This is a genomic window from Pseudoxanthomonas putridarboris (assembly GCF_038321125.1).
GTDB lineage: Bacteria > Pseudomonadota > Gammaproteobacteria > Xanthomonadales > Xanthomonadaceae > Pseudoxanthomonas_A > Pseudoxanthomonas_A putridarboris.
On record NZ_JBBWWT010000003.1, the window covers coordinates 448,764 to 462,173 of the forward strand.

Here is a 13,410-nt window from a genome sequence, read left to right on the forward strand (position 1 = left end):
ATGACCCATCTAGAAGAACTGCTGCAGAACAACCGCGACTGGGCCGCCCGCATCAAGCAGGAGGACCCCGGCTTCTTCAAGCGGCTGTCGCAACAACAGTCGCCGCGCTACCTGTGGATCGGCTGCTCCGACTCGCGCGTGCCGGCCAACCAGATCCTCGGGCTGGACCCGGGCGAAGTGTTCGTCCACCGCAACATCGCCAACGTGATGTCGCACGGCGACCTCAATTGCCTGTCGGTGATCCAGTTCGCCGTGGACATCCTGAAGGTGGAGCACATCCTGCTGGTGGGCCACTACGGCTGCGGCGGCGTGCACGCGGCGATGACCGGCCTGCGCGTCGGCCTGGCCGACAACTGGCTGCGCCACGTGGCCGACGTGGCGCTGAAGCACGCTGCGCTGCTGGAAAAAGTGGACAGCGAGTCGCTGCGCCACGCGCGCCTGTGCGAGCTCAACGTGATCGAGCAGGTCTTCAACGTCTGCCAGACCACGGTTGTGCAGGACGCCTGGGCACGCGGCCAGCCGCTGGCCGTGCATGGCTGGGTCTACAGCCTGTTCGACGGCCGCGTGCGCGAACTGGGCATGGACGTGGACGCCGCCGACCGGCTCCAGCCCGCTTACCGGCGCGCGCTGGCGGGCGTACCCGTGAAGGGCAAGCGCGATGAGTGACGCGGTGCAGGCCAGCGGCGCGCCGGCCCCGGTCGGGCATTATCCGCACGCGCGCCGCGTGGGCCAGTTGCTGTTCCTGTCCGGCATCGGCCCGCGCGACCCGGCCAGCAACGCCATCGTCGGCAACGTGCACGACGCCGACGGCCACCTGATCAGCTACGACATCGACGCGCAGTGCCGGGCGGTGTTCGCCAACGTGCGCGCCGTGCTCCAGGCCAGCGGCGCGCGCTGGGAGGACCTGGTGGACGTGACCGTCTACCTGACCGACATGGCGCGCGACTTCAAGGCCTACAACCGGGTCTGGGCGGAGTGCTTCCCGGACGCGTCCCGCGCGCCCTGCCGCACCACGCTGGGCATCAACGCGCTGCCCACGCCGATCGCGATCGAACTCAAGTGCGTTGCCGAGATAAAGTCCCCTCTCCCGCTTGCGGGAGAGGGTTAGGGTGAGGGCCTGAACGGCCGCACCCTCACCCCTGCCCTCTCCCGCAAGCGGGAGAGGGGGAGAAAACGCCATGCTCCCCAATCCCCTCACCCTGCAAGCCTGGATCGAGGAACACCGCCACCTGCTGAAACCGCCGGTGGGCAACAAGGTGATCTACGCGGGCGACTTCATCGTGATGGTGGTGGGCGGCCCCAACGCGCGCACCGACTACCACTGGGACGAAGGCCCGGAGTGGTTCTACCAGTTGGAAGGCGAGATGGTGCTGCGCATCCAGGAACATACCGATGACGGCAGGGGCGCCGTCCGCGACATCCCCATCCGCGCCGGCGAGATCTTCCTGCTGCCGCCGCGCGTGCCGCATTCGCCGCAGCGCATGCCCGACTCCATCGGCCTGGTGATCGAACGCAAGCGCCTGCCGCACGAGGACGACGGCCTGCTGTGGTTCTGCGAGCAGTGCAACCACAAGCTGTACGAGGAGTACTTCCACCTGAAGAACATCGAGACCGATTTCCCGCCTGTCTTCGATCGTTTCTACGCCTCGCGCGAACACCGCACCTGCAAGCACTGCGGGCACCTGAACCCCGCGCCGGGCAAGTACGTGATGCCGGATACGTGAGGGCGGCCCGGTCAGCGGACTGGAGGCACCTTTGTAGGAGGGGCTTCAGCCCCGACCGTGGGCCAGTGGCTATGACATATGGCGGTCATGGTTCGCCTCTCGGGCGCGCTGCGGCGCGTTCGCCGCCATGCACACGTGCCGGCTATCTGGGCGCAGGCTGAAGCCCCTCCTACAACAGAACCTCGCCTTGCACCGCATCGTGCCCGCCCCCACCCGGCTCGGCTAAACTCCGTCGATGCTGAAGATCGACACCCATGCGCACTTCCTGCCCCGCGACTGGCCCGACCTGGCGGCCAAGTACGGCGACCTGCGCTTCCCGGTGATCCACCATGGCGAGGACGGCCGCCACCGCATCTACAAGGACGGCAAGTTCTTCCGCGAGATCTGGCCCAAGACCTGGGACCCGGAGGAGCGCATCGCCGACTACGCCAAGTTCGGCGTGCAGGTGCAGGTCATCAGCACGGTGCCGGTAATGTTCAGCTACTGGGCCAAACCGAACCAGGCACTGGATCTGCACCAGTCGCTCAACGACCACACCGCCACCGCCTGCCGCGACTACCCGCGCCACTACGCCGGCATCGGCACCGTGCCGTTGCAGTCGCCGCGGCTGGCCGTGCAGGAACTGGAGCGCTGCATGGACCAGTTGGGCCTGCAGGGCGTGCAGATCGGCAGCCACGTCAACGACTGGAACCTGGACGCGCCGGAGTTGTTCGAATTCTTCCAGGCCGCCAGCGAACTGGGCGCCGCCATCCTGGTGCACCCGTGGGACATGATGGGCGCCGCCTCCATGCCGAAATACTGGCTGCCCTGGCTGGTCGGCATGCCGGCCGAGCAGTCGCGCGCGGCCTGCTGCCTGATCTTCGGCGGCGTGCTGGAACGCCTGCCGGAGCTGAAGGTCTGCTTCGCCCACGGCGGCGGCAGCTTTCCCTACACCATCGGCCGCATCGAGCACGGCTTCAACATGCGGCCGGACCTGGTCGCCACCGACAACTACCGCAACCCGCGCGAGTACCTGGAACGCGTCTACTTCGACTCGTGGGTGGCCGACCCCCGCGCCCTGCACTACCTGCTGGATACCGTGGGCCACGAGCGCGTGATGCTGGGCACCGACTACCCGTTCCCGCTGGGCGAACAGGAGCCCGGGGCCGGCATCGCCGCGCTGGGCCTGAACGAAGTCCAGCAGGCGCGGCTCTACCACGGCACCGCGCTGGAATGGCTGGGCCTGCCGGCGGCGAGGTTCGCCCCATGACCACCGTAGGAGCGCCCCATGGGCGCGATGCTTTTCGTTCCGTTGGGCAGATGTGGTCAAAAGCATCGCGCCGATGGGGCGCTCCTACATCACCTGTTCTCCTTTTCCCGACCTCTCCATGACCGACCCGCTGTCCCGCACCCACGTCATCGCCCTCGACGCCGCCGACCCGCTGCGTGCGCTGCGCAACGACTTCCTGATCCCGCGCCACAAGCACAACGACCAGCTTTATTTCTGCGGCAACTCGCTGGGCCTGCAACCCAGGGGCGCGCGCGTCCACATCAACGAGGTGCTGGACAAGTGGGCGAACGAGGCGGTCGAGGGCCACTTCACCGGCAACGCGCAATGGATGACCTACCACGAACTGCTGCGCGAGCCCTTGGCGAACGTGGTGGGCGCGCAGCCCAGCGAAGTGGTGGCGATGAACACGCTGACCACCAACCTGCACCTGATGATGGTCAGCTTCTACCGCCCGACGGCGGAACGTCCGGCCATCCTGATGGAAGCCGGCGCGTTCCCGTCCGACCGGCACGCGATGGAATCGCAGGTGCGCTTCCATGGCTTCGATCCGGCCACCGACCTGATCGAGGTCGAACCCGACCAGCCCGACGGCACGCTGTCGATGGCGGCCATCGACCGCGCCATCGCCGAGCACGGCCCGCGCCTGGCGCTGGTGCTGTGGCCCGGCATCCAGTACCGCACCGGCCAGGCGTTCGACCTGGCCGAGATCGCGCGCCTGGGCCATGCGCAAGGCGCCGTGGTCGGTTTCGACCTGGCCCATGCCGCCGGCAATCTGCCGCTGCGCCTGCACGACAGTGGCGTCGATTTCGCGGTCTGGTGCCACTACAAGTACATGAATTCCGGCCCGGGCGCGGTGGCCGGCTGTTTCGTCCACGAACGCCATGCCAACACCGACCGGCCGCGCTTCGCCGGATGGTGGGGCCACGAGAAAGAAACCCGCTTCCGCATGGCGCCCGAATTCGTCCCCACCCCCGGTGCCGACGGCTGGCAGCTGAGCAATCCGCCGATCCTGGGCCTGGCGCCGTTGCGCGCATCGCTGGAACTGTACGAAAAGGCGGGCGGCATGGAGGCATTGCGCGCCAAGTCGCTCAAGCTCACCGGTCTGCTGGAAGCGCTGATCCGCGCGCGCCTGTCCGACGTGCTGCAAATCGTCACCCCGGACGATCCCGGCCAGCGCGGCGCGCAGTTGTCGCTGCGCGTGGTCGGCGGGCGCGAGCGCGGACGCGAACTGTTCGAGTACCTGCTGTCCGTCGGCACCGTCGGCGACTGGCGGGAACCGGACGTGATCCGCATCTCCCCCGCTCCGTTCTACAACCGCTACATGGACGTCTACCGCTTCGTCGAGGAAGTGGAAACGTGGCGGGGCTTCTGATGCAACGGTCATCCCCGCGCAGGCGGGAACCCAGCGCCTTCTGGCTTCGACAGGATGCTTGTGGACAGGCAACCCGCGACTTGCATATTGGCCAGCAAACGCAATGGCACGCTCTGCACCGGTGTCACCAGCGACCTGATCGCGCGCCTCCGGCAACATCGCAACCATATGATGCCGGGCTTCACTCACCGTTACGGCGTGACGAATCTGGTCTGGTACGAATTGCACTGAACGATGGATGCGGCGATTACCCACGAAAAGCAACTCAAGAAATGGAACAGGGCATGGAAGATCCGGTTGATCGAGGCATCCAACCCCTATTGGAACGACCTTTGGCCCGAAATCACGGGCCAGGGCCAAGTCACTGGGTCCCCGCCTGCGCGGGGATGACGGGGCATCGCATTGGACACTGACAACACGCGCTCCCTCACCATCATCGGCGCCGGCCTGGCCGGCGCGCTGCTGGCCACGCTGATGGCGCGCGCCGGCTGGCGGGTGGACGTGTTCGAGAAACGCGGCGATCCGCGCGTGAAAGGCTACGAGGGCGGGCGTTCGATCAACCTGGCGCTGGCCGAGCGCGGCCGCCACGCCCTGCGCATCGCCGACGCCGACGACGCGGTGATGCGCCAGGCGGTGATGATGCGCGGGCGCATGGTGCATTCGCTGGACGGTCGCCAGCAGTTGCAGCGCTACGGCCGCGACGACTCCGAGGTCATCTGGTCGATCCACCGCGGCGATCTCAACATCACCCTGCTGGACCTGGCCGAACAGGCCGGCGCGGCACTGCATTTCCACCGGCGGCTGGATGGCGTGGATTTCGACACCAACGTCGCGCGCTTCACCGACGAACGCGATGGCGGCACGCACGATGTGCCGTTCGTCGCGCTGGTCGGTGCCGATGGCGCCGGCTCGTCGCTGCGCGCCGCCATGCGGGCGCGCCAGGACCTGGGCGAACGCACCGAGTTCCTCGACCATTCGTACAAGGAGCTGGAGATACCGCCGGCCGACGATGGCGGCTTCATCATGGAGCCGAACGCCCTGCACATCTGGCCGCGCGGGCATTACATGTGCATCGCGCTTCCCAACGACGAGCGCACCTTCACGGTGACGCTGTTCCTGCCCAACGAAGGCGACCCCAGCTTCGCCAGCGTGCGCAACGGCGCGGAGGCGCTGGCGCTGTTCCGGCGCGATTTCCCAGACGCCGTGCCGCTGATCCCGGAACTGGAGCAGGACTGGGAACGCAACCCCACCGGTCTGCTGGCCACGCTGTACCTGGACCGCTGGCATGTCGGCGACCAGGCCGTGCTGCTCGGCGACGCCGCCCACGCGATGGTGCCGTTCCACGGACAGGGCATGAACTGCGCGTTCGAGGATTGCGTGTCGCTGGCGCGCCACCTGCAGGCCACGCCCGACCTCGCCGCCGCATTCGCGGCCTTCGAGGCCGAACGCAAGCCCAACGCGCTGGCGATCCAGGAGATGGCGCTGGAGAACTACGTCGAGATGCGCGACAAGGTGGACGATTCCGGCTTCCTGCTCCAGCGCGAACTGGAACTGGCCCTGCAACAGCGGCATCCGGCCCGCTTCGTCCCGCACTACACGATGGTCAGCTTCATGCGCATCCCGTATGCGCTGGCCCGGCAGCGCAGCGAAGTGCAGCGCGGGTTGCTGGTCGAACACACGCGCGGCATCGACGACCTGGCCGGCATCGACTGGGATGCGGTGGATGCCGACGTGCTGGCCCGCCTGCCGATGCTGGAGGATGGTGCGGGGTGAGCGCGAGCTTCCTCTTCTACGATCTCGAAACCTTCGGCGCCGACCCGCGCCGCACGCGCATCGCGCAGTTCGCCGCGGTGCGCACCAGTCCGGCGCTGGAAGTCATCGAGGAGCCGGTCAGCTTCTTCGTGCAGCCGGCCGACGACCTGCTGCCCTCGCCCACCGCCACCCTGATCACCGGCATCACGCCGCAACAGGCGTTGCGCGAGGGCGTCAACGAGGCGGAAGCTTTCGCGCGCATCGCCGACGAGATGGGCCGGCCGGAGACCTGCACGCTGGGCTACAACAGCCTGCGCTTCGACGACGAGTTCGTCCGTCATGGGCTGTTCCGCAACTTCCACGAACCCTACGAGCGCGAATGGCGCGGCGGCAACTCGCGCTGGGACCTGCTGGACGCGATGCGGCTGATGCACGCGCTGCGCCCGGACGGCATCGTCTGGCCGAAGCGCGAGGACGGCGCCACCTCGTTCAAGCTGGAACAGCTGGCGCTGGCCAACCATGTGCGCGAAGGCGACGCGCACGAAGCCTTGTCGGACGTGCACGCCACCATCGGCATGGCCCGGCTGATGCGCCAGGCCCAACCGCGCCTGTGGGACTACGCCCTGCAACTGCGCGACAAGCGCTTCGCCGCGCGGCTGCTGGACACCATCGCGATGACGCCGGTGCTGCACGTCTCGCAGCGCTATCCCGCCAGCCGGCTGTGCGCCGCGGCGGTGCTGCCGGTGGCGCGCCACCCGCGCTACGACAACCGGGTGGTCGTCTACGACCTGGACAGCGACCCGGAGGCCCTGCTGTCGATGGCGGCCGAGGACATCGCCGACCGCCTCTACACGCCCATCGCCGACCTGCCCGAGGGCGAACAGCGCGTCCCGCTGAAGGAAGTGCATCTCAACAAGGCGCCCGCGCTGGTGTCCTGGTCGCACCTGCGTCCCACCGACCTGGAGCGGCTCCGGATCGATCCCGCGCAAGTGGAAGCGCGCGCGCGCCGATTGCGCGATGCCGGCCCGGCGCTGGCCGAGAAGGTCCGGCAGGTGTTCTCCAGCGAACGCGCCTTCGAGCGGCCGGATGTGGATGCGTCGCTGTACGACGGCTTCCTGTCCGACCCCGACAAGCGCCGTTTCACCGACGTGCGCACCACGCCGCCGGAACTGCTGGGGCAGCGCGATTTCGGTTTCCAGGATCCGCGGCTGCCGGAGCTGCTGTTCCGCTACCGCGCCCGCAACTGGCCGGCCACGCTGGCGCCCGCCGAACGCCAGCGCTGGGACGACTACCGGCGCCGGCGTTTGTGCGAGGAAAGCGGCCTGTCCGAGCACAGCTTCGAGGGATTCGACCAGGAACTGGCCGCCTTGCGCACGGCCCATGCCGGCGACGGGGCGAAGCAGGCGCTGCTGGACCAGATCGAGCAATGGCGCACCGACCTCCAGGCGACCCTGTAGGAGCGCACCATGCGCGCGATGCTGTTCAATCCGATCGCAAGGATGCCGTAAAGAAAAGGCATCGCGCGCATGGCGCGCTCCTACGCCCCCGGCCACCCCCTGTCCCCCAGGCAGCATTGAGGACAGCCTTTGCCAGCCGCTTGACGTCGGCTTGTCTACAATCCCGTCCATGGCCACCTACTTCACCGACGCCAGTTTCAAGTTCCTGCGCGCCCTGGCACGCCACAACGACAAGACCTGGTTCAACGACCACAAGCCGCAGTACGAGGCGAACGTGCGGCAGCCGTTCCTCCGCCTGCTGACCGACCTGCAGCCGGACCTGGCCGAAGTGAGCCTGCATTTCCGATCCGATCCGAAGACCGTGGGCGGCTCATTGTTCCGCATCCATCGCGACGCGCGCTTCTCCACCGACAAGTCGCCCTACAAGACCTGGCAGGGCGCGCGGCTGTACCACGAGCGCCACAGGCAAGTGCCGGCGCCGTCGTTCTACTTCCACCTGCAGCCGGGCGAATGCTTCGTGGGCGCGGGCCTGTGGCACCCGGAGCCGGACACGCAGCGCCGCGTGCGCCAGTTCATCCTGGACAACCCCGGCGGCTGGAAGAAGGCCGCGCACGAGGCCAGGTTCCGCAAGCGCTTCGAGTTCGAGGAGAGCGAGAAACTGGTGCGGCCGCCTCGCGGCTTCCCGGCCGACTTCGAGTTCATCGACGATTTGAAGCATCGCAACTTCGTGTTCTGGCGTTCGCTGGACAACGACGTCGTCACCGGCCCGCGACTGCGGCAGGTGCTGGCGGCCGACCTGGCCGCGCTGGGCCCGTTCGTCGATTACCTGTGCGCCGCGCTGGACCTGGAGTTCTGATTCAAGGACGCGCCGGCGGGGTGGCGGCGTCGCCCTCGTCGAGATAGCCGGAGGCCGCGACGAAACGCTCCACGGCGACCGCATCGGCGTAGTCCAGTTCGATCATCCCGGCGATGGCCGCCTGCTTGTCCTCCGCCCCCGCATAGTAGGCGGCGCAGATGGCGTAGCCGATGTAGTAGCCCAAGTCGCGCGTTCCGAACGGATTGTCGATGGAGTTGTACAGCCAGCCACTGTAGTCGTTCGTGTGCATGTCGCGCACGAACGCGGCCTTGACCTCCTTATCGTGGGCGGGCCCGTAACGGACGTAATCCAGATCGGGCAGCCGCCCGGTCACTTGCCGGGCGACGAAGTCCGCCACGCCTTCGTAGAGTGCCTGGGCCAGCAGGCTGCCCCGCTCGCCCCGCTGCTGGGTATGCACCAGTTCGTGCACCACCAGCAGATCCAGGTTGTCCAGGGGACGGCTGGCGAAGTAGCCGTCGAAGAAGCGTTGCAGGCCCGCGGGCATCTGCCGCGTATCGACGCCCTCGTCGCCGGTCGCCATCTCCACTCCGATCAGCACTTTGTCTTCCCGGGTGGTACCCGCCGACCGCAGCGCGCCGACTTCGAAATAGACCGTGGCCGGACGCAGGCGCGGATACACTTCGGGGAAGCGCGGCAGATGGGCCTCCACCCTGTCCAGCACATCCTTCGCCAATGCAGTCCGCGGGCGCACACTGTCCCAATAGGCCGGATAGGCGCGTATGGCGTCCACGTAGTCGGCGGCCGTATAGCCCTTCGCCTCCGCGAAAGCCGTCAGCCCCGGCGTGCCCGCGTCCAGATAGTGTGTCTGCAGGTAGTCCAACTGCTGTTGGCGGTCGTCCATCGCACCGACCGCATCGTAGACCTGCCAGAACAAGGCCACGTCGGCATCGACGACCTGGATGCGCATGGCCTCGGTCGGTCGCGGCGCCGCCGACATGCACCCCACCACACACAGCGCCAGCAGGCACGTCGCCCATCGCAACACGCGCTTGATTCCCATCGTCCATCCGTCCTTGATCGGGCAAAGAGCGCCACCATAGCGTCCCCATTGGAGATCGGCCACTCATATCTACCCCTCGTTCGACAGGGCGCAGCGTGGCCGCACCGCATCGCGGACAGCCCGATCCCTCGGTGCCCTCGCGTTCACCGATAATCCACGTACAGCGCATACAGTTCATTTCTTGGCACCGCGATTCTGGGAAACGATAGGCATGAAGAAATGGGTCTCCCTGGTCATCGTCCTGCTGCTCGCCCTGGGCGGCTACGTCGCCGCCGGCCCTTACCTGGCCGTCCACGGCATCCGCACCGCGCTGGCTGAGCAGGACACCGGCAAGCTGAGACGGCACGTCGACTTCCCCGCGCTGCGGGTCAACCTGCGGGCGCAGGTGGAGGATTACCTGGCGCGCAAGGCCGGGGCGGAGGTCTCGTCCAATTTCTTCGGCGCCGCGGCCCTGTCCGTGGCCAACCAGATGCTCGGCCGTGGAGTGGATACGCTGGTCACGCCGGTGGGCATCGGCGCGATCCTGCAGGGACGGGCCACCTGGAAACGCGCCATCGGCGAGACCGTGGGGGGAGATACCTATGCGCCGCCGGTCCCCGTGGACCCGTTGAAGACGGCGAGCCACCACTACGAGTCGCTGTCCCGCTTCACCGCCACCGTGCCGGATGCCGACGGCGAGCCGGTGGTGTTCGTCTTCACCCGGCAGGGCCTGCGCTGGCGGTTGACCGACATCCGCCTGCCATTGCGCTGATCGAAGCTCCGCGTCAGTGCGGATGCGCGGGACGGCGCGCGAGCGCCGCGGCCACCCGTGCGAACACTCCCGACAACTGGCGGCGCGCCGCGCGCGGCAGGCGGGCGAGCGCCTCCTCCTGCGAAACCTGGCGCAATTCGCCCCGCCAGCCGAAGGCCACGACGTTGCTCATGCGGGGCTCGTGCACGGCGAGCACGTTTCCCGCGAAGGCGCGCCGCATGCGCGCAAGATGGCGCTTCACATCGGTGGCGTACAGGTTGCACGCCACCACCCCGCCCTCGGCCAGCGCGTCGCGGCAATCGGCGTAGAACGCCGCGCTGGAAAGCGCGGCGGGAATGCCCTGCGGGTCGTAGGCATCGACCAGCAGCAGGTCGTAGCGGTCGCGGCGCTGCCGCAGCAGGCGCGCGGCGTCGCCCAGCACGGTCCTGAAGCGCGCATCGTCGTCCGGGATGCGGAACGCGCGCCGCAGCGCCAGCACGTCCGGGTCGATCTCGAAGGCCTCGATGCCCGCCTGCGGCAGATGGCGATAGCAGAACTTGGCCTGCGAGCCGCCGCCCAGACCGACGATGCCGATCTCGCGCGGCCCGGGACGCAGCAACAGACCGCCCATCATGCTGCGTGTGTACCCCACCTGCAGCACGTCGGGCCACAGCGTCAGCATCCGGCTCTGGGTGACCGCTCCCTGGAAGTGCAGCGTGGTGTACCACCAGCCGCGCCGGACATAGGGCCTCCCCGGCGTGCTCATTCCCCGGAAGCGACGTTCGCCACGCCGTGCGGCACGTGCCCGGCAGCCACATGCTGGCGGGCGCTGTCGATGTTGTGCTGGGAGTCGTCGAAGAAAATGTCGGCGCCGAACGCTTCCAGGAACGGCCCCTTGTGCCGTCCGCCGAGGAACAAGGCCTCGTCCAGCCGCACGCCCCACTCGCGCAGCGTGCGGATCACCCGCTCGTGCGCGGGCGCCGAGCGCGCGGTGACCAGCGCGGTGCGGATGGGCGAACGCTCGTCCGCCGGGAACACCTGTTGCAGTTGGTGCAGCGCAGACAGGAAATTGCGGAAGGGGCCGCCCGACAACGGCTCGCGCGCACGCTGCTGTTCGTGCCGCCCAAAGGCCTCCACGCCCTGCTCGCGCGAGATGCGCTCGCTCTCGTCGCCGAAGATCACCGCGTCGCCGTCGAAGGCGATGCGCAGCTGGTCGTGGCGCTGCTGCGGGGCCTGGGCCGGCAGGATGGTGGCGGCGGCGATGCCGTGTTCCAGCGAACGGCGCACCGACTCGGGATTGGCGGACAGGAACAGGTCGGTGCCGAACGGCTTGACGTAGGGCCAGGTGGGCTCGCCGGCGGTGAAGGTCGCCCGCACGATGCCCAGCCCGTAGTGCTGGATGGAATTGAAGATGCGCAGGCCGGTGTCGGCGGAATTGCGCGACAGCAGGATCACCTCGACCCGCGGCGTGTCTTCGGACGCCCCCGCATTGAGCGCCAGCAGCTTGCGCACGACCGGGAACGCGATGCCGGGCGACAGCACGTCGTCCTCGTGCGTGCGCTGGTAATCGCTGTACACCTGCACGCCTTCGCGCTCGTACAGCGCGTGGCTTTCTTCCAGGTCGAACAGGGCGCGCGAGGTGACGGCGACGGTCAGCAGTCGTGGAGTGTTGTCGGCCATGGCGACAGTATCGGCGATGCCGCCCTCTCCGCGCGAGCGGCATCGCCCCGTATCCGGAGGGCGGTTCAGGCGCCCGGCGGCGCCGTCACCCGCAGCAATGCGGGGGGACCGCGCCGGTTGTCCGGCGTCACCGCGCGCACTTCCACCTGCAGGTCGAGGGGTTTCTGCTCCCAAGGCGGACCATCGCGCCACATGAAGAGGAATTCGCTGCGCCTGCCATCGACACGTCCGACGACCGGTCCTTCGGGGAAGATCGACAACCCGGCGCCGTCGCCGACCACCCGGAACTCGAAGCCGAGATCGCGCACCTTGTAGTCGGTGCCGCGCGGCCATTCCACCCGCACCGTCAACAGGCCGGTGTCGTCGCAGGAGGCATGGCGGGTGCCGACGCCGCGGGTCACGTTGACCACCTCCACTTCCGGTGGCCGCAGGTCGCCGGCCTCGCCCGGCTGGGCAACGCCGACCGCCGGCTGGAAGGGCGTGACGCCCGTGGACAGCGGGCAGGCCGTTGCATCGGCCATGCCCAGGACGGCGCAGAACGCCCACGCGAACTTCATCTGCATCGTGACCCCTCCCCGGGCGGATGCGAACGGAACCGCTGCGCGTGCTGGATACCACGTCGCCCCCACCTGGGCAAGCGACCGCTTTCGCCATTGCCGCCCGTCCCGCGGACGGTCGGCGGCTCAGACCATGAACTGCTCGCTGAGGATGCGCTCTTCCAGGTTGTGCTCGGGATCGAACAACAGCGTGACCATGCGGTCGCGCGATTCGCGGATGGTCACTTCCACCACGTCGCGCACTTCATGCGAGTCGGCGGTGGCGCTGACCGGGCGCTTGTAAGGGTCCAGCACGCGGAAGCGGATCTCGGTATCGGCCTTGAGGATGGCGCCGCGCCAGCGCCGCGGGCGGAACGGCGCGATCGGCGTCAGCGCGATGGTGTGCGAGCCCAGCGGCAGGATCGGCCCGTGCGCGGAGAAGTTGTAGGCGGTGCTGCCGGCCGGCGTGGCGGTCAGCACGCCGTCGCAGATCAATTCGTCCAGGCGCGTCTCGCCGTTGAGGTCGATCTGGATGTGCGCGGCCTGGCGCGTCTGCCGCAGCAACGACACTTCGTTGTAGGCCAGCGAACCGATGCTGGCGCCGGATTCGGTCAGCGCCAGCATTTCCAGCGGCCGCAGCTTGGCCGGCTCGGCGGCGGCGATGCGATCCAGCAGGTCCTCGGGGCGGTAGTGGTTCATCAGGAAACCCACCGTGCCCAGCTTCATGCCGAACACCGGCTTGCCCAGCGCGCCATGCCGGTGCAGCGTCTGCAGCATGAAGCCGTCGCCGCCCAGCGCGCACAGCACGTCGGCATCGGCCGGCGCGCAGGCGCCATGCTCCGCGGTCAACGCCGCCAGCGCCTGTTGCGCCTCATCGGTGGGACTGGCTAGAAACGAGATGCGTGGCGTCTGACTCATCCGCGACTCCGGGTGGTTGCCGCAGAGGATAGCGGGTGTTGCCCGCAAGCGGGTGACTCGGCTGCTGGCGTAGGGTGCGCCCCGGCGCACCGCC

15 protein-coding genes are annotated in these 13,410 nt (G+C 68.3%); 10 read left to right on the forward strand and 5 right to left on the reverse strand.

Annotation, left to right across the window (positions count from 1 at the left end; all coding sequences use genetic code 11):
* The 9 genes from can (at position 1) to AAD027_RS09520 (ending at position 8,431) form a co-directional block, all read left to right on the forward strand.
* On the forward strand, positions 1 to 666 hold the full coding sequence (can, locus tag AAD027_RS09480; RefSeq protein WP_341725771.1) for a carbonate dehydratase: 666 nt from the start codon (positions 1 to 3) through the stop codon (positions 664 to 666).
* Positions 659 to 1,108, forward strand: coding sequence for a RidA family protein (locus AAD027_RS09485; RefSeq protein WP_341725772.1), 450 nt, complete (start codon positions 659 to 661; stop codon positions 1,106 to 1,108). Before can ends, AAD027_RS09485 begins: the two co-directional genes overlap by 8 nt.
* A 70-nt stretch (positions 1,109 to 1,178) precedes the next feature.
* Complete coding sequence (locus AAD027_RS09490; RefSeq protein WP_341725773.1) at positions 1,179 to 1,724, forward strand: 3-hydroxyanthranilate 3,4-dioxygenase; 546 nt, start codon at positions 1,179 to 1,181, stop codon at positions 1,722 to 1,724.
* Positions 1,725 to 1,959: 235 nt separating this feature from the next.
* Positions 1,960 to 2,973: an amidohydrolase family protein gene (locus AAD027_RS09495; protein ID WP_341725774.1), complete on the forward strand. Its 1,014-nt coding sequence runs from the start codon at positions 1,960 to 1,962 to the stop codon at positions 2,971 to 2,973.
* Between the two features lie 118 nt (positions 2,974 to 3,091).
* Positions 3,092 to 4,366, forward strand: a complete 1,275-nt coding sequence (gene kynU / locus AAD027_RS09500) for a kynureninase (RefSeq protein WP_341725775.1) — start codon at positions 3,092 to 3,094, stop codon at positions 4,364 to 4,366.
* 87 nt (positions 4,367 to 4,453) lie between these two features.
* A complete protein-coding gene (locus AAD027_RS19010) occupies positions 4,454 to 4,597 on the forward strand; it encodes a GIY-YIG nuclease family protein (protein ID WP_345786438.1) in 144 nt (47 codons plus the stop codon).
* A gap of 171 nt (positions 4,598 to 4,768) precedes the next feature.
* The gene (locus tag AAD027_RS09510) at positions 4,769 to 6,139 is read left to right on the forward strand and encodes an FAD-dependent oxidoreductase (RefSeq protein WP_341725776.1); all 1,371 of its coding nucleotides are present in this window, start codon (positions 4,769 to 4,771) and stop codon (positions 6,137 to 6,139) included.
* The gene (gene sbcB, locus AAD027_RS09515) at positions 6,136 to 7,575 is read left to right on the forward strand and encodes an exodeoxyribonuclease I (RefSeq protein WP_341725777.1); all 1,440 of its coding nucleotides are present in this window, start codon (positions 6,136 to 6,138) and stop codon (positions 7,573 to 7,575) included. The genes AAD027_RS09510 and sbcB overlap by 4 nt, the downstream gene beginning before the upstream one ends.
* 169 nt (positions 7,576 to 7,744) lie before the next feature.
* On the forward strand, positions 7,745 to 8,431 hold the full coding sequence (locus AAD027_RS09520; RefSeq protein WP_341725778.1) for a DUF2461 domain-containing protein: 687 nt from the start codon (positions 7,745 to 7,747) through the stop codon (positions 8,429 to 8,431).
* Between the two features lies 1 nt (position 8,432).
* Here AAD027_RS09520 and AAD027_RS09525 read toward each other — a convergent pair whose 3' ends face one another.
* The gene (locus AAD027_RS09525; RefSeq protein WP_341725779.1) at positions 8,433 to 9,452 is read right to left on the reverse strand and encodes a DUF2268 domain-containing putative Zn-dependent protease; all 1,020 of its coding nucleotides are present in this window, start codon (positions 9,450 to 9,452) and stop codon (positions 8,433 to 8,435) included.
* A 211-nt stretch (positions 9,453 to 9,663) separates the two neighbouring features.
* Between AAD027_RS09525 and AAD027_RS09530 the strand changes: the two genes are divergently transcribed.
* Complete coding sequence (locus AAD027_RS09530) at positions 9,664 to 10,203, forward strand: DUF2939 domain-containing protein (protein WP_341725780.1); 540 nt, start codon at positions 9,664 to 9,666, stop codon at positions 10,201 to 10,203.
* Positions 10,204 to 10,216: 13 nt separating this feature from the next.
* On the opposite strand, the gene AAD027_RS09535 is transcribed toward AAD027_RS09530, so the two are convergent.
* From AAD027_RS09535 to AAD027_RS09550, 4 genes are all read right to left on the reverse strand, one after another.
* Positions 10,217 to 10,948, reverse strand: a complete 732-nt coding sequence (locus AAD027_RS09535) for a spermine/spermidine synthase domain-containing protein (RefSeq protein ID WP_341725781.1) — start codon at positions 10,946 to 10,948, stop codon at positions 10,217 to 10,219.
* Entirely contained in the window at positions 10,945 to 11,862 is a 918-nt protein-coding gene (locus tag AAD027_RS09540) for a 5'-nucleotidase (RefSeq protein ID WP_341725782.1), read from the reverse strand. Before AAD027_RS09540 ends, AAD027_RS09535 begins: the two co-directional genes overlap by 4 nt.
* A 65-nt stretch (positions 11,863 to 11,927) precedes the next feature.
* Positions 11,928 to 12,425, reverse strand: a complete 498-nt coding sequence (locus AAD027_RS09545; RefSeq protein ID WP_341725783.1) for a hypothetical protein — start codon at positions 12,423 to 12,425, stop codon at positions 11,928 to 11,930.
* A 120-nt stretch (positions 12,426 to 12,545) separates the two neighbouring features.
* A complete protein-coding gene (locus AAD027_RS09550; RefSeq protein ID WP_341725784.1) occupies positions 12,546 to 13,316 on the reverse strand; it encodes an NAD kinase in 771 nt (256 codons plus the stop codon).
* Positions 13,317 to 13,410: the final 94 nt, after the last annotated feature.

Coding starts and splice junctions, on each gene's coding strand:
- AAD027_RS09550 (WP_341725784.1), bottom strand. CDS start 13,316: ATGAGTCAGACGCCACGCATCTCGTTTCTAGCCAGTCCCACCGATGAG.
- AAD027_RS09545 (WP_341725783.1), bottom strand. CDS start 12,425: ATGCAGATGAAGTTCGCGTGGGCGTTCTGCGCCGTCCTGGGCATGGCC.
- AAD027_RS09485 (WP_341725772.1), top strand. CDS start 659: ATGAGTGACGCGGTGCAGGCCAGCGGCGCGCCGGCCCCGGTCGGGCAT.
- AAD027_RS09540 (WP_341725782.1), bottom strand. CDS start 11,862: ATGGCCGACAACACTCCACGACTGCTGACCGTCGCCGTCACCTCGCGC.
- AAD027_RS09490 (WP_341725773.1), top strand. CDS start 1,179: ATGCTCCCCAATCCCCTCACCCTGCAAGCCTGGATCGAGGAACACCGC.
- can (WP_341725771.1), top strand. CDS start 1: ATGACCCATCTAGAAGAACTGCTGCAGAACAACCGCGACTGGGCCGCC.
- AAD027_RS09525 (WP_341725779.1), bottom strand. CDS start 9,452: ATGGGAATCAAGCGCGTGTTGCGATGGGCGACGTGCCTGCTGGCGCTG.
- AAD027_RS09535 (WP_341725781.1), bottom strand. CDS start 10,948: ATGAGCACGCCGGGGAGGCCCTATGTCCGGCGCGGCTGGTGGTACACC.
- AAD027_RS09520 (WP_341725778.1), top strand. CDS start 7,745: ATGGCCACCTACTTCACCGACGCCAGTTTCAAGTTCCTGCGCGCCCTG.
- AAD027_RS09495 (WP_341725774.1), top strand. CDS start 1,960: ATGCTGAAGATCGACACCCATGCGCACTTCCTGCCCCGCGACTGGCCC.
- kynU (WP_341725775.1), top strand. CDS start 3,092: ATGACCGACCCGCTGTCCCGCACCCACGTCATCGCCCTCGACGCCGCC.
- AAD027_RS09530 (WP_341725780.1), top strand. CDS start 9,664: ATGAAGAAATGGGTCTCCCTGGTCATCGTCCTGCTGCTCGCCCTGGGC.